This window comes from Haloferax sulfurifontis (assembly GCF_014635105.1).
GTDB classification, from domain to species: domain Archaea; phylum Halobacteriota; class Halobacteria; order Halobacteriales; family Haloferacaceae; genus Haloferax; species Haloferax denitrificans.
This window is the reverse complement of sequence record NZ_BMCI01000007.1, coordinates 183703-203701: the sequence shown is the minus strand read 5'-3', so window position 1 is coordinate 203701 and position 19999 is coordinate 183703. Positions and strand designations below refer to the sequence as shown.

Below are 19999 nucleotides of genomic sequence, written 5' to 3'. Positions count from 1 at the left end.
AGACGACTTACAGCGCTTCGACGCTTCCGCCGTCGTCGCGCTCGCGGAAGACCTGCCCTTCGAACAGGGTGATCATCGTGTCGTCGTCCTGCCACGCCAGCGGCGACAGGCCGGCTTTGCGACAGGCGTTCGTGAGGAACTCCTCTTTCGACCAGCCGAGTTCGATGGGGAGCGTCGGATACATCCAGCCGTGGGTACCGCCGGCGTCGATGGCGACGCCGTGGGTGCCGAGTTCGATGTCTGCGACTGGGTCGTTAGTCAGCGTGTAGTTGTTGACGATACAAACAGAGATGTTCAGGTTCGGGAGTTCGGGTGCTTCGATTTCGGTCTGGCACGAGTCGCCCGAGGCGGCCTTGATGGCCGCGTCGACGATGGCGTGACCGAGTTGGTCTTTCCCCCGATACGCGCCCGCACAGCCCCGCAGTCGACCGCGCCCACGTGTCGACTTGATGCGGACGAACGCCCCGGTTCGGGCGTAAAACGCGTCGCGCATGCTCCCCGGTTGTTCTCTCTGTCCGTGAAGAACGTACGATTCGACCGATTCCCGCGCTAGTTCGACCGCCCGCGCCCCATCATCGTAGGTGAGGTGTACGGTCTGCGCCTCGGACATACTATCATTCAAGTTCTGTGGTGACTTCAACGCTTCCCTCGATTGTTATCCGGCTGTTATGTGAGACTGTTGCGATATAACGTGTGGCTAAACCCCGGTAGGACCCCGTTAATCGAACCGCTTATCCGACCGACCTGACTAGGGTAGGTCGGCAGAGAGAGCCCAGTTCCCGTGCCCGAGACGGGCATGAGGAAAGTCCCCCCACCGTCCGAACGGGTGACCGGGCGCAAGCCCGGAGTCGGAGACGGCTGGCGCTGGAACAGAAACGAGACCGCTCGACCCGACCGATGATGCGCGCGCGACGGCCACGCCGTCGCCGGCGCGGACGGGTTCACCGTCCGCGAGCGAACCGACCCGTAAGGGGAGGGAGTTAACCCGCAGAGGGAAAGATGGCATCCGCCATCGCCGACGGTCGAGAACGGATGGAACGGCGAATCCTCACCGGTGCAAGTCCGCGCCGCGAAGGTAGTTCGGACGGCGCGTCGGGTTCGCCCGTCGCGCCCTCGGGGCTCGCCCCGAGAAGGACGCGGACGCTGAGCCGAATGCTGGGACGAACAGAAGGGGGCTTACTCCTCTCAGCCGCTTTCGAACGCCCGAGCGACCGCTCCGTCTGTCGGTCGCCTCGTCGGGAAACGCTCTTGACCGTTCGCCGCCGCAGTCTCGGTATGCGCGGTTCGATTCTCCTCGTCGCGGCGCTCGTCGTCCTCGCCGGCTGTGCCGCGCCGGTGTCGCCGGGAACCGACGCGACGACAGCGACGACTGCCACGCCTGCGGCTTCGCCACCGACCTCCGAAGCGACCACGGCGACCGCGACACCGACGACGTCGCCTCCGTCGACGACCGCGACCACGGCCGCGACCGCGACCGCGACCACCACGCCAACCGCGTCGCCGACGCCCGAACCGACGGAGACGTTCACGCCCGCCTCCGGATACGGACCGTGGGGGTCAGAGCCGGTCGTCGTCGCCGTCGAAGCGCCCGACGACGACCGCGACTACGCCGCGTTCGTGAGCGAAGCCACGGCGTTCTGGGAGGCGAACGACGCGCGCTACCTCGGATACGAAGTCGCCTACGAGGTCGACGCCGACGCCCGCGACCCGGACATCGTGGTCCGCTTTGTCGACGCCGTCCCCGAGTGCGGCGGGCAGACCGACGCGGTCGGCTGTGCGCCCTATCTCACCGACGCGAGACAGATAGACCGCCCCGAGACCGTCTATATCCGCACCGGCTTCGGCGACGACTCGACGGTCGACATCGTCGAACACGAACTCGGCCACACCCTCGGGCTCGCCCACGGCGACGAGCCCGCGGAGCTGATGAACGCCACGGGCATCCTCTACACGCTCCCGCGGACGAACGCGACCGACAAGGCGTTCCCGTGGGACGACCCGAACTTCACGGTCTACGTGGACGACGCGAACGCCTCGGACCCCGACGCCGCCCGCGAGCAGATTCGCCACGCCCTCGACTACTTCGAAGCCGGCGCGCCGGGGATGCCCGACAACCTCACCTACACCTACGTCGACGACCCGGCGGACGCGGAGGTGCGCATCTCCTTTGCGGACACCTCGCCGTGCGCCGCGGGCGCGGCCTCCTGCGCCATCGGCGGCGGCTACGACCCGGACGGCGACGACGCCTTAGAGACCTACAGCGACTACCGGGTCGTCCTCGTCGACCTCGACACCGAGGCCGTCGGCTGGCACGTCGGCTACTGGACCGCCCACTATCTCGGCGCGGAGGCCGACGAGGACAAGCCCGAACCGTTCCGGAACGCGACGTACGGCGAGCGCCGGAGCGAGTGGTGGACGTAGCGGGGTCGCCGCGCCGCGCGTCGGGCGCGCGCTTCCGAACCCGCCGGTTTCTCACCCATCCGAATCGGCCGAGTCCTTCTTTGGTACGGCCCGCGTAGACGTTGTCGTGATTCCCACCGACAGGCACGGCGACGCCCACCCCGCGTTCGACGAGGAGTCGTTCCGCGACGCGCTCGCCGAGTTCGGCGGCACCGACGCCGAGCGCCGGGTCGTCGCGCGACAGGCCCGCGACCTCGCCGACTCGGGGCAGGCCGAGGCCGACCGCGGCACGCCGCTCACGGGCGACGAAATCGTGCGCAACATGCGCGACGCGCCCGAGGGCGGCCCCGCGACGCGCTGGAACTGGTGGCTCGGGGCGCTCGAAGCCGCCTACGGCGGCTACCGCGAGTTCCAAGTCCGCCGCATCCCGAAGGCCTGAGCGTCGCCTGTCGCCCGTTTTGCGGTCCTGTCGGTCGCCGTTTTCGCCGCGCTCCAGCGGCGCGACACGCTCTCCGTTCGCCCACCGTCTCCCGCGGACTTCTGTCGCTTCGAAGCGGTCGGAATTCGCAGAACGCCCCGTCTTTCCCCCCGGTCAAAACCAAAGCAGATTACACGCTTGTTACAGAAAAGGTGTGTAACGCGTACGACCAACCCTACCGGTGATGCCTACTCTACAATGACTGACAACTACGACGTGATTATCGCGGGCGCGGGCCCCGCAGGTGGACAGGCGGCACGAGACCTCGCCGCCCGCGGCTACGACGTGTGCGTCCTCGAAACCGAGTCCGAAGATGAGTTCCCCTCCAGGAGTAACAAATCGACCGCCGGGACGTTCCCGTCGACGATGGCCTCGTTCAACATCCCCGACGAGGTCGTGATGAACTTCACCGACGACGTCGTCTTGGAGTCCCCGAGCCACCACTACCACCGGCACCAGCCCGGTGCGGTCCTCGAATTCGCCGACTTCAAGAACTGGCTCGTCGACGAGGCGGAGGCCGACGGCGCGGAGTACCTGTTCGACGCGCGCGTCTCCAAGCCCGTCATGGAGGGCGGCGAAATCGTCGGCGTCCGATACAACGGCGACGAGGAGGTGTACGCCGACATCGTCATCGACGCGACCGGACCGAGCGCGCCGCTCGCCAAGGCCCTCGACGTGTGCGACCTCGACCGACAAAAGCAGGCCATCGGCATCGAGTTCGAGTACGAGGGCATGGACCTCGCGCCCGACGGCTACGGCGACCTCACCGACGCGATGATGCTCCGCCTCGACCACGACATCGCGCCCGGCGGCTACTCGTGGATATTCCACACCGGCGGCGACACCGCGAAAGTCGGCGTCTGCTACATCCAAAACGAGGGCCACCGCCACAACGCCAAGTCGGGCTACACCATCGACGACTACCTCCAGTACTGGACCGAGTCCGACCCGCGCTTCGCGAACGCGGAGCGCATCGCGGGCAAACAGCACCGCGGCTCCGCGCACATCCAACTGCCGGGTCGCATGAGCACGGACAACTTCATGGCCATCGGCGACACGGTCCCGACCGTCGACCCGCTGTGGGGCGAGGGCATCGACAAGTGCATGCGGTCGGGCCGGGTCGCGGCCGCGACCGCCGACCGCGCGCTCACTAACTCCGACCGCGACACCTCGGCGTCCGAGCTCGCCGTCTACGACCAGCTGTGGCACGAGCGCGTCGCGCCGAAGGTCAAAAACCGGCTGTTCATGACGGAGATGCTCTACCGCGCCTCCAACGAGCGCTACGACAAACTGCTCGAAGACCTCCACCGCCTCCCCGACGAGCAGTTAGACGCCGCGAACGGCGGCAGTCCCCTCGCCATGTTCCGCATGCTCAAGTTCGAAGACCTCTCCATTCTCGCGTCCACCGCGCGAGACTGGTTCTCGAACTGAGCCGCCGGTCGACACGCGCGTTTTCCTCCGCCTCGCCTCCGCGCTCCGTCGCCCGCCTCTCATCTCTCGTCTCTCACCGGCCGGTTTCGCATCCGCTCACCCGTCGCCTTCGCCGTCGTCGCCGTCACCGAGCGCCGCCAGCGCATCGGCCAGCGCCGCCCGCGCCGACGCGACGTGTTCGTCGGCCGCCTCGTCTTCGGTTCCGCCGACGTTCGACAGCAGGCGTTCGACGTGGCCGAGTCGCGTCCGGACCACCTCGTCGTCTGGAAGCGGGCCGACCGCGAGGTCGCCCGCGACCGCCTCCGCCTCGCCGAGCCACCGGCTCGCGTCCTCGCGGACGGGCCGGGTCGCCGTCGCGGCGAGGCGGTCGTGGAGCGTCGTCACCAGTCGGTCGAGGTCGCCGTGGTCGGGTTCGGCATCGGTATCGACATGGGAGTCGGAACTGGCGTCGCCGTCGGAGTCAGGGTCGGAGCCGGTCACGGTTCGGGAGACGGCGGCCGGCCTGAAAAGCGTCGAGTCCGCGATTCCGCCGGGCCCGGAGGTCCGGCGGGACCGACGAGCAAAAGCCCCTCCGGTCGGTACTGCCGGCAATGAAACTCCAGTTCCTCGGCGGGGCCGAGGAGGTCGGGCGCAGTGCGATTCTCGTCAACGACTCGCTGTTGCTCGACTACGGGATGCTGACCGGGAACCCCCCGCAGTTCCCCGTCGGCTCCGTCGACCCCGACGCCGTTGTCGTCTCCCACGGCCACCTCGACCACGTCGGGACGGTCCCCTCGCTCCTGTCGGGCGACGACTGGCCGGCGGTCCACTGGACGCCGCCGACCGACGAACTCGCCCGGACCCTCGCGCGCGACACGCTCAAACTCCACGGCGGGAGCTACAACTGCCCGTTCACCGAGACGCACGTCCGGCGGATGACCCAGCAGTCGGCACACCACGACTACGGCGAGGCGTTCGAGGCCGCCGGCCACGAGGTCACGTTCTACAACGCGGGTCACATCCCCGGGAGCGCCCACGTCCTCGTCGACGACGGCGAGACGCGCCTGCTGTACACCGCCGACTTCCACACCGACGACCAGCGGTTGGTCTCGGGGACGACCGACCGCCCCGACGCCGACGTGGTCATCTGCGAGTCCACCTACTCCGACGTGGAGCACGACGACCGCGCGACCGTCGAAGAGCGCTTCGTCGAGTCGGTGCGGACGACCGTCTGGGAGGGCGGCACCGTCGTCGTCCCCGCGTTCGCCATCGGCCGCACGCAGGAGATTCTCATGGTGCTCGACGCCCACGACATCGACTGCTACGTCGACGGCATGGGTGTCCGCGTGCTGAAGATGCTCGGAAACCACCCCGACTACGTCCGCGACGCGGCGGCGCTCAAGCGGGCGAAGTCGAACGCCCGCGTCGTCTCGGGCCGGGACGGCCAGCGAAAGCGCATCGCCCGGGGGAACTCGGTCATCGTGACGACGAGCGGGATGCTCTCGGGCGGGCCCGCGATGACGTACATCCCCGAGATTCGGGGGGACCCGACGAACAAAATCTGTCTCACCGGGTATCAGGTCGAGGGGACGCCGGGAAGGGAACTGGTCGAACGCGGCCGGTGCGAACTCAACGGCGGCGTCGTTCCGGTGGCCGCCCGCGCCGAGATGTACGACTTTTCGGCCCACGCCGACCGACACGGGCTCCTGTCGTTCCTCGACGACTACCGCGACGCGCCGGTGTTCGTCAACCACGGCGACCGCTGTGCGGCGTTCGCCGAGGAGCTACGCGCCGACGGCTACGAGGCCGCGGCTCCCGAAACCGGGGCGACGGTCGAGGTCTGAACCGCGCGGCGGCCGGCGTGTCGCCTGCCGCGTCACCCGCGCCCGCCGTCTCCCCCGGGTTCAGACGTGGTCGTCGGCGGTGGCGTCGTCGTCGGGCACCGCTATCGACCGGCTCGCGGCGACGCACGCGGACACGCGGAGCCGGGTCCGCTGTGACCGGAACCGGCCGACGAACGAGCGAAACTTCCCACCGGACGAATCCGAGCTCATGTTTTTAGGTTGGCCTAAATAAACATAGTCGTTGCGGTCGGCGCGCGTCCGGTTTCCGGGGGACATCCGCGACGGCCGCCCGGTTGAATCCCCTCCGTTTCGCCTGCAACGCCCTGACTGTCTCGATTTCCGACGCGTCAGTCGCGTTCGAGTCGCTCGCGGCGGCGGTCGAACTCGTCGTCGTCGATGTCGCCGCGGGCGTAGGCCCGGCGGAGTTCGTCGAACGCGCTATCGCTCCCGTCGCTCCCGTCGCGCAGGGCGCGGAACAGGAGGACGCCGCCGGCGACGACCACCGCGAAGACGAGCAGTTGGCCGAGGATTCCCATCCCCCACATCCACCACGGGACGGTCCCGCCGGTTCCGCCGTGCATCCACGTGTCGTGCATCCAGCCGCCGCCCCACCCCATCGGCATGCCGCCGCCGAGGCCGGCCATCCCGAAGAGGGCGGGGAGCGCGAACAGCGCGGCCAGCGCAAGCAGGACGATGCCCGCGAGTCGCGTCGAGTCGTTTGTCGTCGTCATGGTGTTCACCGAGGCGGTGGTGTCCGCCCCACAGGTGTCAGTACGCGCTCCACGTTTAGGTCGATTGTCGCTTCGACGCTTCGGGTCCGACGGGGGATGAAGGTTCGATTTCGTCGGTTTGTCCTCGCCCGAACTTTGGAATCTTCGACGCGGGCGAGTCCGACGATCGATCGGACCGCGGCTCGTGATTCCGAACCGACAGCTGTCGGTTCATACTTGAACCTCGCTGTCCTCTCGCCGGTATGCCTGGTCGGTTGCACGTCCTCGTCGTCAGCGAGGACGCCGCCGTTCGCGAGCGTCTCGCCGACGAGCTTCCCGATTTCGTCGGCGACTCGACGACCGATGTCCGCGTCTCGACCGCCGACAGCCCCGACGGAGCCCGCGCGGAACTCGAACGCGCCCGCATCGACTGTCTCGTCGTCTCGACGGAGGTCGCGGACTCGGAGGGGCAACCGCGCGTCTCGAAGCGCCGCGTCGACGGTGTTCCGCGCGTCTCGTGCGAGGTGGCGACCGTCGCCGACCGCGACCGCGACCTCGACACGCTCGGCCGCGCCGTCTACGACGCCGCTCGCACCGCCGTCGGCTCGCTCGACCACCGCGCGCTCTTCGAGGCCGTCAACGTCGGGCTCGCGGTTCGGAACCTCGAAACGCTCGAACTCGTCGACATCAACCAACACTACCTGGACATCCTCGGCATCGACCGCGAGTCGGTCCTCGACACGAGTCCGACGTACGTGACCCCGGACGTCCCCGGCTACGATTCCGAGCGCGCCTTCGACGAGGTCGAGACCGCCCGCGAGGAGGGCGAAAACGCCTTCACGTGGCCCATCGAGAACGCCGCCGGCGACACCGTCTGGATTCGCGTGAGCCTCACCGTCGCCGAGATTTCGGGGCGGGACCGACTCATCTCGACGGTCGAAGACGTGACCGCAGAGCGCCGCCGAGAGCGCGACCTCGAAGCGTTCAAGGGCGCGGTCGACGCCGTCGACGCCGGCGTCGCAATCACGGAACACGACAAACACGTGTACGTCAACGAGGCCGCGGCCGACATCTGCGGCTACCCGGACGCCGAGGCGATGCTCGGGACCGGCTGGGGCCACCTCCACGACGAGGCGGAACTCGAACGCCTGCGGGAGACGGTGCCGCCCGCGCTCGAAGTCGACGGGAAGTGGCAGGGAGAGGTGGCGATTCGCCGGCCCGGCGGCGTGCTCGTTCCGGCTCGGTTCTCCATCACGTCGCTCGAAGGCGACCGGAACGTCATCGTCTTCCAGAGCCTCTCCGAGCAGAAGGCCCGCGAGGACGAACTCGAACGGAGCCGCGACTTCCTCGAACGCACCCAGCGCATCTCGAAGGTGGGCGGCTGGGAACTCGACCTCGCGACCGACGCGCTGGCGTGGACCGACCAGACGAAGCGCATCCACGAGGTGCCGCTCGACTACGAGCCCACGGTCGACGACGCCGTCGAGTTCTACGCCACGGAGGAGCGAGACCGGGTCCGCGAGCTGTTGGACCGCTGTCTGTCCGCGGGCGTCCCGTGGGAAGACGAGTTCCGACTGGTCACAGCCGAGGGGTCGGAGCTGTGGGTCCGCTCCCGCGGCGAGCCGGTCATCCGAGACGGCCGAGTGGCGGCGCTCAGGGGGACGATTCAGGACGTGACCGCCCGCCGGACCCGGGAGGACGAACTCGAACGGATGAACGCCGAACTGGAGGCGCTGAACCGAATCGTCCGCCACGACATCCGCAACGACATGGCCGTCGTCGTCGGCTGGGCGGAGCTCCTCCGCGAACACGTCGACGAGGAGGGCGCGGACATCCTCTCGCGCATCCTCTCGACGGGTCGCCACACCACCGAGATAACCGAGGTCGCCCGCGACCTCATGGAGACGATGAGCGGCGGCGGCGTCGAGACCCGCCCGATGTCGCTTTCGAACGCCGTCGAGCGCGAACTCGCGGTCCGCCGCGAGGCGTTTCCCCACGCGACGTTCGAGGTCGACGGCGCGATTCCGGACGTGGCGGTGCGCGCGAACCCGCTTATCGCGTCGGTGCTCGGCAACCTCCTCAACAACGCCGTCCAGCACAACGCCGACGACACCGTCGTCACCGTCTCGGCGACCGTGGACGACGACGCCCGGACGGCGGTCGTCCGCATCGCCGACGACGGCTCGGGCATCCCCGACGCGCGGAAGTCGGTCGTCTTCGGCAAGGGCGAGAAGGGACTGGAGAGCACCGGCACCGGCCTCGGGCTCTACCTCGTCCACCAGCTGGTCGACTCGTTCGGCGGCGAGGTCCACTTCGAGGACAACGACCCGACGGGGACGGTGGCCGTCGTCGCCATCCCGCTGGCGGCGGTCGACTGAGCCGCCCCCCGGCTCAGACCGTGTCGGTCGGCTCGTGGGACTCGGCCATCTCGCTCGCGGCGGCCGCGTAGGTTTCTCTCGTCTCCTCGTCGCCGACGCGGCCCAGTTCGTCCTCGGGCACGTCGACGGCGGCGTAGGTGTCGCGCGCGTCGGACTCGAAGCTCGTCAGCGAGCGCTCCTTCCGATGGTAGCGCGTCCCGTCGGTGGTCGCGTACACGAGGATGATGATGTTCTGTTCGTCGTCCGAGTAGGTCCGTTCGACAAGCCACGTCCGCACGTCGTTCGCCATGGTCGACGGTACGGCCCGAACCCTGATACGCTCCCGGCCGATTCTCAGTCCTCGATACCCAACTCGTCGAGGAGCGTCTCCAGCGTGTAGCTCTGGAGCGCCCGGTGGCTGTCGCGCATCGAGGAGATGACGAACGTCGAGTTCGTTCGCTCGACCTCCGGCGTCGCCTCGAAGTCGCTGATGAGGCGCTCCACGCGGTCGGAGTCCGCGAGGTGGGCGACGACGATGAAGTCCGTCTCACCCATCGTGAAGTAGAGCTGTGTGACGCCCTCTATCTCCAGCAGTTTGTTCCCGACTTCCTCGTACGACCCGCTGTAGTCCGCCAGCACTTCCACGACCACGGTGACGCCGAGTCCGAACGCCTCTAAGTCGATGTCGTAGAGGTCGTTTTCGATGACGCCGTCGTCTTTCAGGTTGTTCAGGCGGTAGTGGATGGTCGACACGGGGATGTCCGTCGCTTCGTGTAGCTTCTCGGGACTGCCCGTCCCGAGGTCCGCGATGGCCTTCAACAGGCGCACGTCGCGTTCGTCCATACCCTCCCGTTGCGGTCGGTGACGTAAGTCCTTGTTCTGTCCGCCGTTTTCGCCACCTCTCGACTCCAATCGAACTATCACGAATTATACGGCGTCTGCTACAGCTATACACGGAAAATATATTCTAAACTCCAACTCAATCAGAATCTCTTGTAGAAGACTTTAACAAGCCGCGTCTCTGAGAACTGAAACAGATTCGACTATGACGCGAACCACTTGGAGAAACATTCCGACGACGCCCCTGCTTTTCGTCGCGCTCGCGGCGATGTGGGGCACCTCGTTCGTCGCCATCGAGGTCGGCCTGGAGTTCTTCCCGACGCTCTCTTTCGCCGCGCTCCGCTACGAACTCGCGGGCCTCGTGATGCTGGCGTACGCCTGCTACTCGACCGACCGCTGGCGGCCGGAGACGAGAGACGAACTGCTCGCGACCGCCATCGGCGCGGTGTTCATCATCGCCGCCCACCACGGCCTGCTGTACCTCGGACAGGAACACGTCCCCGGCGCGGTGGCCTCTATCATCATCAGCCTCTCGCCCATCCTGACCGCCGTGTTCGCCTCGTTCGTCCTCACCGAGGGGTCGCTGGGGAGGACCGGCACGGTCGGACTCCTCGCCGGCTTCGCCGGCGTCGTCCTCGTCGCCGACCCCGTCTCGGCGTTCTCCGGGTCGGGCGGTTCGACGCAGGGCCTCGGCATCGTCCTCATCTTCCTCGCCGCGGTGTCGTTCGCGCTCGGCGCGGTCCTCACCCGCCCGCTCCGGACCGACCTCCCGGTCCAGTCGATGCAGGCGTGGGCGATGCTCGGCGGCGGCGTCCTGCTCCACGGCTGGGCGCTCGCCAACGGCGAGTCGCTTTCGGCCATCGAGTTCGCCCCCGCCGGCATCGCGTCGTTCCTCTATCTGACGCTCGTCTCCGGCGCGGTGGCGTTCCTCCTCTACTTCGAACTCTTGGACCGCCTCGGGCCGACCGAACTCAACCTCATCGGCTACGTCGAACCCGTGGTCGCGGCGCTCATGAGCTGGGCGCTCCTCGGCCACGTCATCGACGCGACGGCGCTCGTCGGCTTCGGAGCCATCTTCTTCGGCTTCGCGGCGATGAAAAAGGAGACGCTGGTGTCCGTCGCCGTCGCGGTCCGGCGGCGGGTCGCCGCGTAAGTTCTGTTTCGGCCTGCTGTCTCCGTTTTCGGTTCTGTTGCGCTCCGTTGACCTGAAGAGAAACGCCCCGCGCGCTCACTCTTCGAGGAACCCGAGCTGTTCGGCAATCTCTCGCGGGTCGTAGTACATCCGCTCTTCCTGTATCTCGCCGTCCTCGATGACGAACTTCGACATCCCCCTGTGTTCGAACGTGCGGCCGGTCGGGGAGAGCCCGTTGAACTCCCCTTCGTGCGTGCCCGTCCCCGTCCACTCGGTCATGACTATCCCCGCGTCTTCGAGCGCGGCCTCGGGGGTAATCGTGAAGTCGGGGAACGCGGTTCGGAGTTGACGAACGTACGCTTCGAAGGCGTCCGGCCCGCGAACTTCGCCGCCCGGAGCGCTCGGTTCGTAGGCCACGAACGAATCGGAGAGGACGTCTATCTTCGAGAACTCCCCGTGCCACAGCGCGAGGTAGTCACTCATGGGCTGTTCGTGTTTGGTTACGGTGGTCTCGGTCATGGTTCTCATGATAATTCGAGCGGCACTGTCTAGTTAGTCGCCTCCTCGACCGGTGTTCGTCCGTCGAGCGCTTGATGCGGTCTTTGATAGTTGTAGTATTGCGCAAATTGTATGAACCACTCGCGGACGCTTCCGTGACTGCCCACCCACGAATTATGGAAGCGGTCGACTCGCATTTTGAGAGTGTGAAACCATTTTTCGACGAGGTTTCGCTCGACGTAGTCAAGCCGACCGCTCAATCCTAATCGAGAGAGGGCAGTCTGATAGCCGTAGCCATCAACGAGAAACACAGCGTCTGAGAGATCGTGTTTCTCCGAGAGTCGATGGAGAAACGCAGCAGCCGGATCGGTACCATGTCGTCCAAACAATTCGACGTCAAGAATTAGCTTTGTTTCGATGTCTATTGCAGCGTACAACCAAGACCATTCGCCATTGATCTTGACAGCGGTCTCGTCGACCGCAACCCGCTTCGGCTTCGCCTCAGGCGGGTTGTGACCGCTGTCAGCCAGTCGATGTACCCATTGCCAAACAGCTTGATGAGACCGTTCAACGCCGAGTAATCGAAGAATTTCTTTTGTCTCTCTAAGCGAACAACCGGTCGCGTGGAGCTGGACGGCGAACACCCTGACGGGTGTCGCCGTCCGCTCACGCTCCCAAGTTTCTTCTAAATCCGTCTCAAAGCACTCGCTGAGCAGGTCTGCGAGCATCTTGACCAACTAACTCAACGACCTGCTCGTTCCTCAAACTGGCTTAACTAGACAGTGCCATTCGAGCCAAAGAGATATATCGTTGTCAGGTGTCTCTCGGACTGCGAGAACCGCTTTCGCTCGACTGTCGGTGGCTGAGACGTGCGTTCTGTTCAGCACGACTTCGACAACCTATCAGCAAGAAAGAATCTCAAAAAGACTGTGTTCTCACTCGGCTTCCGCGGGGACGCTTCCCCGGAGGCCGACCACCCGAGCGACGCTCTCGCGCTGGACCAAGACGAAGCCCGAGAGGATGACCCCGAAGCCGAGGACGGTCGCCGGCGAGACGGTCTCGCCGAGGAACGCCCACCCGGTGACGGTGGCGACGACGGGCATCGCGTAGGCGACGAGGTTGCCGCGGACGGGACCGGCCTCCGCGAGGAGCGCGAAGTAGACCGGGTAGGCCGCGGCGGTCGCGGGCATGCCGACGTAGAGAATCGCGGCGACGAGCTCCGGCGACCACGCGACCTGCGCGACCGACTCGCCGAGGCCGAGGCTCGCGGCGTGGATGCCGACGGCGGCGGCCGCCATCGCCCACGCGGTCTGCGGGAGCGTCCCGATAGAGGGTCCGACGCGCTTGAGCAGGACGGTTCCGAGGGCGACCGACAGCGCCGAACAGACGATGAGCGCCTGTCCGACGCTCCCGCCGCCGAGGACGCTCTGGGGGCCGACGATGACGACGACGCCGACGAGTCCGAGCAGGATGCCGGCGGCGTCGACCGCCGAGATGCGCGCGTCGTCGAGGAGCAACACGGCGAACACCGGGGAGGCGACGGGCATGATGCTGTACATCACGGCGGCCGCGCCGGTCGTCGCGTGCTGTTGGCCGAGGAAGAGAAACACGTTGTTCGCCCCGAGGACGAACGCGGCGCTGGCCAGGATGCCGAGGGCGTCGGCGCGGGTCCGCGGGAGCCAGTAGCCGCCGCGGACGGCGACGAGCGTCAGGAGGACGACGGCGGCGACGTCGACGCGGAAGGCGGCGAACAGCACCGGCGGGACCGAGCCGATGGCGGCCTTGATGCCGACGAAGGAGGTGCCGAACAGCACCGCGGCCGCGACGAAGAGGACGAGGGTCCGGTGACGGCTCACGCCACCACCCCCCGCGCTGTGGCCGGCGTTCGATTCGCCGGGCGGGCGCGGGAGGTGGAGTGCGGTCGACGCTCGGTGCGTGGACGGCGTAGAGGCGTCGTCTGTATCACAACACATCCTGCGACCCCCGAAGTCATATGTCTAACGATTACTCTCGTTGCAGTACGAATCGGCAGTTCGAGTCACCGTTTACCACGATTCGTTGACTAAACCGGGTTAGAAATTATCACGGGTGGTGTTGTCACGCCCCGCCGAGAGTCGCGCGGCCGGTCGCGCCGCTCGGAGCGCCGGGACGCCGCGGAAAACCGGGAGACTGCGGTCAGTCGCGCTGTTCGGCTTCGACGCGGTCGGCGTGCTTTTCGAGGTCGGCCGCGAGCTTTCGGGCCTCCTCGGGCGACAGCGTCAGCTTGTCCGCGTGCGGCGCGAGCGCGTCGAGTTGCGTCCAGTCGAGTTCGAGTTCGAGGGTAATCTCGTCGGGGTGCTTCCGCGGCGAGGTGACGTTGCACACGGCGAACGCCGACTCCTCGAAGTCGTGGCCCGTCGCCGACGCGTCGACGAGGTCCAGCGTCGTGTAGGCGTTGACCTTCAGGATTCGGTCTGGCATCTGTGAGTAGTGTATGGTGTCGTCGTAAATAGGTAGCGCGGCGACGAGTCGTCGCCGGCGCGAACGCGGCGGTTCTGGTCGGTTGCCGGCCGGAAACGGTCGGCTCAGTCGTCGCTCGTGATGGGCGTGCCGTCGGCGCGGGTCGGCGCGGGGCTCGCGTCGAGGCTGTCGTCGTCGGCGTAGGGGTACCACGTGCGCTTCGTGTTGTGCATCATCGGGTCCTCGTAGCTGGTCTCTTCGGGTTCGACCAGTTCGGCGAGCTCTTCTTCGTCCGTCCGGGCGACGAACTCGCGGAACGTCTCGTCGCCCTCGCGGCGCTCCTCGAAGTTCGCGAGCAGGTTCTTGATTGCCCCCGGCACCTCGTCGACGGGGACGCGCTGGGTGACCCACTCGGCGAAGTTCGGGTTTTCGCCGAGGCCGCCGCCGAGGCCGATGTCGAGCGCCTCGACCGGCTCGCCGTCTTTGCGGGTCTTCATTCCGCGGAGGCTGATGTCGGCAATCTGCGGCTGGGCGCAGGAGGCCGTACAGCCCGAGAGGTGGATGTGGAAGTCCTCGACGCCCGCGGGGAGTTCGACGTTCTCCTTGAGCCAGCGGGCGTAGCGGACCTGCCGGTTTTTCGTCTCCACGATGGAGAGCGAACAGAACTCGGTGCCCGTACAGGCGATGGAGCCGCGCATGAACGGGTGCGGGTCGGGCGAGTAGTGGTCGAGGAGGTCCTCGTCCTGCAATGCGTCGAGCTTCTCCTCGGGCACGTCGGTGATGATGACGTTCTGGCGCTGGGTGATGCGAATCTCGCCGGAGCCGTACTCGTCGGCGACGCGGGCGAGTTCCTTCGTGTCGTCGACGCCCATGCGGCCGACGAGAACGTCGAGTCCGACGTAGTAGTTGCCGTCGGCCTGCTCGTGGATGCCGACGTGGTCGGAGTGGCCGCCGTCGGCGTAGCCGGAGTTGTAGGAGTACTCCGAGCGCAGGTCGTCGCCGGCGGTCTCCAGTTCGAAGTCGACGTACTCCTCCTGGAGGACGTCGCGGAACTTCTCCGCGCCCCACTCGTCCATCAGGAACTTGATGCGGGCGTTGTAGCGGTTGTCGCGGTCGCCGTTCTCGCGGAACAGCGCGGAGATGGCTCCCGACACCTCGGGGGCCTGCTCGGGCGTCACGAACACGTCGATGTCGCGGGCGAGCCGCGGCTCGTTACGCGAGAGGCCGCCGCCGATGCGGATGTTGAAGCCCTTCTTCTCCTCGCCGTCGATCTCCTTGGTCGCGGGTTCGAGCGCGAGGTCGTTGATGTCGCCCTGACCACAGCCCTCGCGGCACCCGGTGACAGAGACCTTCCACTTGCGCGGGAGGTTCGAGTGGTCGTCGTTCCCCTTGAACGTCTCGTTGAGCTCCATCGCGACGGGGAGCGCGTCGACGTGCTCGTGTTTGTCCTTGCCGGCGACGGGACAGCCGACGATGTTGCGCCACGAGTCACCGCAGGCCTGCTGGGTCGACAGGCCGACCGATTCGAGCTTGTCGAAGATTTCCGGGATGTCCTCCAGCTTAATCCAGTGGAGCTGAATCGACTGGCGGGTCGTCCAGTCGACGTAGCCGTTGCCGAAGATGGGGTTTTCGGCCGGGCCGCGGGCGTACTCGTCGGCGACCTCGGCGACGACCTCGGTCTGGCCGGGCGTCAGCACGCCGTTCGGCGTCCCGATGCGCATCATGAAGTACGACTCCTGTCCGTTGCGCTGGTGGTACAGCCCCCACCATTTGAAGCGCTCGAACCAGGCGTCTCGCTCGTCTTCCGGGATGGTGTCCCAGCCCTGCTCGGCGAATTCGAGCAGGTGCTCTCGTATCTCGTTACCGTAGACCTCCGACTTCCAGCGTTCGACGTCCGTGGGCATTCGTATGAATGTCCATATACGTGCCCACGTAAGGCCCCGAGCGTACCGTCAACCCTTCCCGGTGCTGGCCAAAAGCGGAGAATGTTGCCTAATCGTCGTCGTCGGCACGTCGAACCGGGAGGACGACCCGCTCGCGGTCGATATCGACGAATTCGCCCTCGCGGAGCCTGCCGACCGGGACCCAGCCCGGCACGCCCGTCTGGCCGCAGGCGATGCACTGGCCGTACACTTTCGCGGAGACGGTTCTGCCGTCCGCGCCGACGTCGAGGACGTTCTCGACGACGAAGTCGGGAAGCTCGCACCCACAGAATGACGGGTCGTCGAGCCGCCAGAGCTCGCTCACGCTCACTTCTCTGGCGTCGTTCACGGAGACCCACGCCCCGTCGTCGAGGACGCGCAGGGAGACGCTCATACCTCACCCTCCGGGCTCCGGCTACCTATGCGGGACGGCGCCCGCAAACCCCGCGGGGGAGCGCGACGCGCGTTTCGCCGGTCGGCCCGCCGTAGTCGTGCGATTGCGGCCGAAATCGGCCGTCAGAGGTAGGGGCAACCTGTTCCGGTAGCCGGGAGTGGGGGTACACATTACAGGTGCGGATTCCCTTATGCGGGTCCGGCCGATACGTGGTGGTGATGAGTGACCACCGCACCGCCGTCCGACAACACGCCTCCGCCGACGTCGCCCCAGAGCTGTTCGAACAGTCCACGGAGGGAGACGCATGACCGGCGAGGCAGAACTCGAACCCGAACGCGACCGCGACGCCGAGGCCGACCCCGAGGCGGAAGACGAAGACCCCGCGGCCCACCTCAAGGACCTCGAAGACGGCGCGGGCTGTACCGAAATCTGGTCGCACCTCTCGGAGTCCCGCGAGGAGTAATTTCTCTGTCCTCTCGTTCGCGTTCGCTTGCGGTCCGTTCGCGCGCGAATCTCGCCTCTCGGGGGGACGTTTTTAAGCCCCAACGCGCTATCGATTCGTAGATGACGAACGACGAACGCCGACGAACGACCGAGGTTCCGGCCGACCGACGCGAACCGGTCGGTGAACCCGTCGTCCGCGGCGACCCCGCCGTCACGGGCGACCGCGCCCGCGAGGCCGTCGGCTTCGACCCCACCGACCCCGACAGCCTCGCCGAGGCCGCCAGAACGGTTCGCTCGTTCGCCGAGTCCACCGCCGGCGACGACGACCACGTGTTCATGCTCCGCGGCGCGGCCGCCTGCGCCGCGCTCGTCCGCGGCGTCGGCTCCTACAAGCGCGCCGCCGAGCGCGCCGGCGGCGACGTGTCCGTCTCCTTCATTCGCAAATGGGCCCGCGTCCACGACCTCCCGCAGTCGGTCCGCCGACACGTCGCCCGCGGCCGCATCGCCCCCACGGCCGCCAAGCACATCGCCCGCGTCTCCGGCGACGCCCGGCTCCACCTCGCGTGGGCGACGCTCGACGCCGGACTGACCGTCCGCGAGGTCCGCCGCCTCGCCAGCGAGGTCAACGACGGCACGCCGGCCGTTGACGCCCTCGCCGACCACGGCGTCGATATCGGCACGCTCGACGTGACGCTCCCGGCCGACGTCTACCTCGAACTCCGCCGCCGCGCCTCGCTCGAAGACGCGCCCCCCGGCGACGTGGTCGCCGACGCCCTCGACGACTACCTCGACTGAAGGAACCGCGTCGCCGTCTCGCCAATCACGTCCCGCGCCACCTCGACTTCCGCCCACTCGACGGTCTCGTCCGGAAAGTGCGCGTTGTCGATGTTTCCGGGTCCGAACAGCACCGTCGGAATGCCCGCCTCGACGTAGTGCCGCGAGTCCGCGCCGTAGGTCGCGCCGACCGGCTCGTCGTCGCGGCCGTCGCCCCGGAGCGCCGCCCGCAACGCTTCCACGACCGGCTCGTCGGCGTCGATTTCCGCCGGTTCGAACTGCACCGAAAACCGCTCGAACGCCGGCGGGTGCGCCGAGAGCCACTCGTCGTCGGCGACGACGCGCGCCAGTCGCTCCTCGAACGCGGCTTCGACCTCGGCGACCGCCTCGCCCGGCGCGACGCCGAGTCGCCACTCCGCGGTGAGCGTCCCCGCGACGCTCGACGCCCACGACCCCGCCTCGACGCGGCCGACGCAGACCGGCCACGGAATCGGGTAGTCGAAACGCGGGTGGGAGACCGCGTCGGTCCGCTCCGCTTCGAGGTCGAAAAACGCCTCCCGAATCGCCTCGAACTTCTCGATAACGTCGACCCCGCGCCACCGCGAGGCCGCGTGCGCCGTCCGCCCTGTCAGGTGGAGTCGCTTCATCACCGACCCCTCGGTGGCGACGACCGGCTTGAGCCGCGTCGGTTCGGCGACGAGCGCGGCGTCCCGCTCGAACGGATAGGGATTGTCGATCGCGGCCGCCGCGGCCCCGATGCCGCCGTCTTCCTCGCCGGCGACGCTCTCGACGACGACCCGGCCGTCGAGGTCGAGGTCGCCCGCCTCGACGGCGTCGCGGAGGTCGAGCGCGGCGAAGACGCACGCCGCGAGCCCCGCCTTCATGTCGGCCGCGCCGCGGGCGCTGACGGTGCCCGCGTCGTCGTCCCAGTCGGGTAAAAACGGGTCGTGGGACCACAACTCCCTGTCGGCGGGCACCACGTCCACGTGGCCGTTGAGGACGAGCGTCGGTCCCGCGTCGGGGTCGCCGAACTCGACCGCGCCGGCGACGCTCGGGCGGTCCGCGGTGTCGATGTCGTCGGGGTCGTCCGGGAACGACGGATGTTCGGCCAGTCGCTCCGGGTCGGCGGTCCACTCGTAGGTGTCGAACTCGGAGTCGTGCAGTCGGTTCTTGACCCACTGCTGGGCGGGGGCCTCGGCGCGGGCGACGCTCTCGAACCGGAGGAGCGCGTCCACGAAGTCGCGAACGTCCATGTTGTGAGGGACGTGAACGGGGTACAAAGCAGGAGGGGGCGGCGAAAATAAACGCTTATCAGTATCCCCACTTAAGAACTCGCTGAGGGCTGGTAGCTCAGTTAGGCAGAGCGTCTGGCTTTTAGCGGGACTACGCGAGTCGCGTGGTTTCGGAAGACACCAGACGGTCGGGGGTTCAAGTCCCTCCCAGCCCGTTTCTACTCCGAACAACTGTGAAGAGTGAAACGGCTTCGAGAGATTGAACCCGACCAGTCGCGCACAGCGAAGCGAGCACGTCTGGGCTCGGTTCAAGTCCCTCCCAGCCCGTTTCTGCGACGAAGTTCGTGCGGAGTGACACGGCTTTACCGTTCTTACGTCACGAGCGATAGCTTCACCAAGCCGTATTGCGAATCGCGTTGACTACTTCCACTCCGTGGCTGTCGCTCTTGTCGAACTGATACGTTGTGGGGCTATGGACGAGATTAGTCACCCAAAGCAACGGGGACAGTCTAGTGAGGCCGCGATTCTCTTCGAATTCACTCGTTATGGCGTCACCGTGTTAGAGCCGTTTGGTGATAACGAACGGTACGATTACGTCGTAGAGATAGCCGGAGAATTTCATCGTGTTCAAGTGAAAACTGGTCGACTGACAAATGGGAGGATTCAGTTTGAAACTCGTAGCTCGGGCACTCTCACCCGACGAGTGAAGAAGGAGGGGTACGACGGGCAGATAGACCTCTTCGCAGTTTACTCCCCTGAACTCGAAGAATCGTACGTCGTACCAATCAACGAAGCACCAGATACGTCTATGGGCCTCCGTGTTGAACAGGCCCGTAAGAAGTCTCCAAACATCAATTGGGCTGATGACTTCCAACTTGACAGTTGGGTCAACAGCGTCCGGGCGTAGATTGTGTCACGTCTTTTCGGATCTCTGCTTGGAGCGGTGGTTCCAATATCACAAGTTCGTAGTACTGACCTCCCTTACGAAAGCCGAGCACCACTTCGTCGACACCGGTCTGCTCCCCCAGGTTCAATCGGAAACACTCATCTGACATCAGTCACGTCCCCGAGAACATGTCGGTCGTTCAACCATATCTTATTTGGGGAGAGAGAGGCATCGAGCCC

At 66.7% G+C, this 19999-nt stretch carries 22 protein-coding genes, 1 tRNA gene and 1 other RNA gene; 11 read left to right on the top strand and 13 right to left on the bottom strand.

Going from position 1 to position 19999, the window contains the following annotated elements; all coding sequences use genetic code 11:
* Positions 1–7: 7 nt before the first annotated feature.
* Positions 8–610 carry a TIGR00296 family protein gene (locus IEV64_RS17920; RefSeq protein WP_007275446.1) on the bottom strand — a complete coding sequence of 201 codons (603 nt, stop codon included), beginning with the start codon at positions 608–610 and terminating at the stop codon, positions 8–10.
* 150 nt (positions 611–760) lie between these two features.
* Here IEV64_RS17920 and rnpB point away from each other — a divergent pair.
* The 4 genes from rnpB (at position 761) to IEV64_RS17900 (ending at position 4309) form a co-directional block, all read left to right on the top strand.
* Positions 761–1191: RNase P RNA component (rnpB, locus tag IEV64_RS17915), an RNA gene on the top strand.
* An 84-nt stretch (positions 1192–1275) separates the two neighbouring features.
* Positions 1276–2421, top strand: a complete 1146-nt coding sequence (locus IEV64_RS17910; RefSeq protein WP_188424775.1) for a zinc metalloprotease — start codon at positions 1276–1278, stop codon at positions 2419–2421.
* A gap of 106 nt (positions 2422–2527) precedes the next feature.
* The gene (locus IEV64_RS17905; RefSeq protein ID WP_007275448.1) at positions 2528–2839 is read left to right on the top strand and encodes a WNWW family protein; all 312 of its coding nucleotides are present in this window, start codon (positions 2528–2530) and stop codon (positions 2837–2839) included.
* Positions 2840–3076: 237 nt separating this feature from the next.
* Positions 3077–4309, top strand: coding sequence for a digeranylgeranylglycerophospholipid reductase (locus tag IEV64_RS17900; RefSeq protein WP_007275449.1), 1233 nt, complete (start codon positions 3077–3079; stop codon positions 4307–4309).
* Positions 4310–4405: 96 nt separating this feature from the next.
* Here IEV64_RS17900 and IEV64_RS17895 read toward each other — a convergent pair whose 3' ends face one another.
* Positions 4406–4789: a DUF8152 family protein gene (locus IEV64_RS17895; protein ID WP_188424773.1), complete on the bottom strand. Its 384-nt coding sequence runs from the start codon at positions 4787–4789 to the stop codon at positions 4406–4408.
* A gap of 110 nt (positions 4790–4899) precedes the next feature.
* On the opposite strand from IEV64_RS17895, the gene IEV64_RS17890 reads away from it, so the two are divergent.
* Positions 4900–6132, top strand: coding sequence for an MBL fold metallo-hydrolase (locus tag IEV64_RS17890; protein ID WP_188424770.1), 1233 nt, complete (start codon positions 4900–4902; stop codon positions 6130–6132).
* Between the two features lie 60 nt (positions 6133–6192).
* On the opposite strand, the gene IEV64_RS17885 is transcribed toward IEV64_RS17890, so the two are convergent.
* Together IEV64_RS17885 and IEV64_RS17880 are read right to left on the bottom strand one after the other, a co-directional pair.
* Positions 6193–6342, bottom strand: a complete 150-nt coding sequence (locus IEV64_RS17885) for a hypothetical protein (protein WP_188424768.1) — start codon at positions 6340–6342, stop codon at positions 6193–6195.
* A 137-nt stretch (positions 6343–6479) separates the two neighbouring features.
* On the bottom strand, positions 6480–6863 hold the full coding sequence (locus tag IEV64_RS17880; RefSeq protein ID WP_049920588.1) for an SHOCT domain-containing protein: 384 nt from the start codon (positions 6861–6863) through the stop codon (positions 6480–6482).
* Between the two features lie 242 nt (positions 6864–7105).
* Here IEV64_RS17880 and IEV64_RS17875 point away from each other — a divergent pair, with 242 nt between their 5' ends.
* Complete coding sequence (locus IEV64_RS17875; protein ID WP_188424766.1) at positions 7106–9220, top strand: PAS domain-containing sensor histidine kinase; 2115 nt, start codon at positions 7106–7108, stop codon at positions 9218–9220.
* A 13-nt stretch (positions 9221–9233) separates the two neighbouring features.
* Here the strand turns inward: IEV64_RS17875 and IEV64_RS17870 are convergent, their stop codons facing one another.
* Positions 9234–9509 carry a DUF7967 family protein gene (locus IEV64_RS17870; RefSeq protein WP_004967516.1) on the bottom strand — a complete coding sequence of 92 codons (276 nt, stop codon included), beginning with the start codon at positions 9507–9509 and terminating at the stop codon, positions 9234–9236.
* 44 nt (positions 9510–9553) lie between these two features.
* Positions 9554–10042, bottom strand: a complete 489-nt coding sequence (locus tag IEV64_RS17865) for an Lrp/AsnC family transcriptional regulator (RefSeq protein WP_004041677.1) — start codon at positions 10040–10042, stop codon at positions 9554–9556.
* A gap of 202 nt (positions 10043–10244) precedes the next feature.
* Here IEV64_RS17865 and IEV64_RS17860 point away from each other — a divergent pair, with 202 nt between their 5' ends.
* Complete coding sequence (locus tag IEV64_RS17860) at positions 10245–11192, top strand: DMT family transporter (RefSeq protein WP_004967515.1); 948 nt, start codon at positions 10245–10247, stop codon at positions 11190–11192.
* Positions 11193–11267: 75 nt separating this feature from the next.
* On the opposite strand, the gene IEV64_RS17855 is transcribed toward IEV64_RS17860, so the two are convergent.
* From IEV64_RS17855 to IEV64_RS17830, 6 genes are all read right to left on the bottom strand, one after another.
* Positions 11268–11654 carry an ester cyclase gene (locus tag IEV64_RS17855; RefSeq protein WP_229722731.1) on the bottom strand — a complete coding sequence of 129 codons (387 nt, stop codon included), beginning with the start codon at positions 11652–11654 and terminating at the stop codon, positions 11268–11270.
* A gap of 65 nt (positions 11655–11719) precedes the next feature.
* Entirely contained in the window at positions 11720–12397 is a 678-nt protein-coding gene (locus IEV64_RS17850) for an IS6 family transposase (RefSeq protein ID WP_188424794.1), read from the bottom strand.
* A 207-nt stretch (positions 12398–12604) separates the two neighbouring features.
* Positions 12605–13525, bottom strand: coding sequence for a DMT family transporter (locus tag IEV64_RS17845; RefSeq protein WP_004967514.1), 921 nt, complete (start codon positions 13523–13525; stop codon positions 12605–12607).
* Positions 13526–13844: 319 nt separating this feature from the next.
* Positions 13845–14129, bottom strand: a complete 285-nt coding sequence (locus IEV64_RS17840; RefSeq protein ID WP_004967513.1) for a DUF6360 family protein — start codon at positions 14127–14129, stop codon at positions 13845–13847.
* Positions 14130–14233: 104 nt separating this feature from the next.
* Positions 14234–16012 (bottom strand): nitrite/sulfite reductase, encoded by a 1779-nt coding sequence (locus tag IEV64_RS17835; protein ID WP_188424764.1) that lies wholly within the window; start codon positions 16010–16012, stop codon positions 14234–14236.
* 88 nt (positions 16013–16100) lie between these two features.
* Complete coding sequence (locus tag IEV64_RS17830; RefSeq protein ID WP_188424762.1) at positions 16101–16424, bottom strand: DUF8134 family protein; 324 nt, start codon at positions 16422–16424, stop codon at positions 16101–16103.
* Between the two features lie 304 nt (positions 16425–16728).
* Here IEV64_RS17830 and IEV64_RS17825 point away from each other — a divergent pair, with 304 nt between their 5' ends.
* Positions 16729–16887 carry a hypothetical protein gene (locus IEV64_RS17825; RefSeq protein ID WP_188424760.1) on the top strand — a complete coding sequence of 53 codons (159 nt, stop codon included), beginning with the start codon at positions 16729–16731 and terminating at the stop codon, positions 16885–16887.
* A 101-nt stretch (positions 16888–16988) separates the two neighbouring features.
* A complete protein-coding gene (locus IEV64_RS17820; protein ID WP_188424758.1) occupies positions 16989–17663 on the top strand; it encodes a DUF7119 family protein in 675 nt (224 codons plus the stop codon).
* Here the strand turns inward: IEV64_RS17820 and IEV64_RS17815 are convergent.
* Positions 17651–18895 carry a M20/M25/M40 family metallo-hydrolase gene (locus IEV64_RS17815; RefSeq protein WP_188424756.1) on the bottom strand — a complete coding sequence of 415 codons (1245 nt, stop codon included), beginning with the start codon at positions 18893–18895 and terminating at the stop codon, positions 17651–17653. The genes IEV64_RS17820 and IEV64_RS17815 overlap by 13 nt on opposite strands.
* Positions 18896–18981: 86 nt before the next feature.
* On the opposite strand from IEV64_RS17815, the gene IEV64_RS17810 reads away from it, so the two are divergent.
* Together IEV64_RS17810 and IEV64_RS17805 are read left to right on the top strand one after the other, a co-directional pair.
* Positions 18982–19089: transfer RNA gene (locus IEV64_RS17810), tRNA-Lys, on the top strand.
* Between the two features lie 257 nt (positions 19090–19346).
* Positions 19347–19781, top strand: coding sequence for a group I intron-associated PD-(D/E)XK endonuclease (locus IEV64_RS17805; RefSeq protein WP_188424754.1), 435 nt, complete (start codon positions 19347–19349; stop codon positions 19779–19781).
* Positions 19782–19999 lie beyond the last annotated feature (218 nt).

Coding starts and splice junctions, on each gene's coding strand:
- IEV64_RS17815 (WP_188424756.1), bottom strand. CDS start 18,895: ATGGACGTTCGCGACTTCGTGGACGCGCTCCTCCGGTTCGAGAGCGTC.
- IEV64_RS17900 (WP_007275449.1), top strand. CDS start 3,077: ATGACTGACAACTACGACGTGATTATCGCGGGCGCGGGCCCCGCAGGT.
- IEV64_RS17835 (WP_188424764.1), bottom strand. CDS start 16,012: ATGCCCACGGACGTCGAACGCTGGAAGTCGGAGGTCTACGGTAACGAG.
- IEV64_RS17820 (WP_188424758.1), top strand. CDS start 16,989: ATGACGAACGACGAACGCCGACGAACGACCGAGGTTCCGGCCGACCGA.
- IEV64_RS17875 (WP_188424766.1), top strand. CDS start 7,106: ATGCCTGGTCGGTTGCACGTCCTCGTCGTCAGCGAGGACGCCGCCGTT.
- IEV64_RS17885 (WP_188424768.1), bottom strand. CDS start 6,342: ATGAGCTCGGATTCGTCCGGTGGGAAGTTTCGCTCGTTCGTCGGCCGG.
- IEV64_RS17910 (WP_188424775.1), top strand. CDS start 1,276: ATGCGCGGTTCGATTCTCCTCGTCGCGGCGCTCGTCGTCCTCGCCGGC.
- IEV64_RS17890 (WP_188424770.1), top strand. CDS start 4,900: ATGAAACTCCAGTTCCTCGGCGGGGCCGAGGAGGTCGGGCGCAGTGCG.
- IEV64_RS17840 (WP_004967513.1), bottom strand. CDS start 14,129: ATGCCAGACCGAATCCTGAAGGTCAACGCCTACACGACGCTGGACCTC.
- IEV64_RS17870 (WP_004967516.1), bottom strand. CDS start 9,509: ATGGCGAACGACGTGCGGACGTGGCTTGTCGAACGGACCTACTCGGAC.
- IEV64_RS17855 (WP_229722731.1), bottom strand. CDS start 11,654: ATGAGTGACTACCTCGCGCTGTGGCACGGGGAGTTCTCGAAGATAGAC.
- IEV64_RS17830 (WP_188424762.1), bottom strand. CDS start 16,424: ATGAGCGTCTCCCTGCGCGTCCTCGACGACGGGGCGTGGGTCTCCGTG.
- IEV64_RS17920 (WP_007275446.1), bottom strand. CDS start 610: ATGTCCGAGGCGCAGACCGTACACCTCACCTACGATGATGGGGCGCGG.
- IEV64_RS17825 (WP_188424760.1), top strand. CDS start 16,729: ATGACCGGCGAGGCAGAACTCGAACCCGAACGCGACCGCGACGCCGAG.
- IEV64_RS17860 (WP_004967515.1), top strand. CDS start 10,245: ATGACGCGAACCACTTGGAGAAACATTCCGACGACGCCCCTGCTTTTC.
- IEV64_RS17880 (WP_049920588.1), bottom strand. CDS start 6,863: ATGACGACGACAAACGACTCGACGCGACTCGCGGGCATCGTCCTGCTT.
- IEV64_RS17805 (WP_188424754.1), top strand. CDS start 19,347: ATGGACGAGATTAGTCACCCAAAGCAACGGGGACAGTCTAGTGAGGCC.
- IEV64_RS17850 (WP_188424794.1), bottom strand. CDS start 12,397: ATGCTCGCAGACCTGCTCAGCGAGTGCTTTGAGACGGATTTAGAAGAA.
- IEV64_RS17865 (WP_004041677.1), bottom strand. CDS start 10,042: ATGGACGAACGCGACGTGCGCCTGTTGAAGGCCATCGCGGACCTCGGG.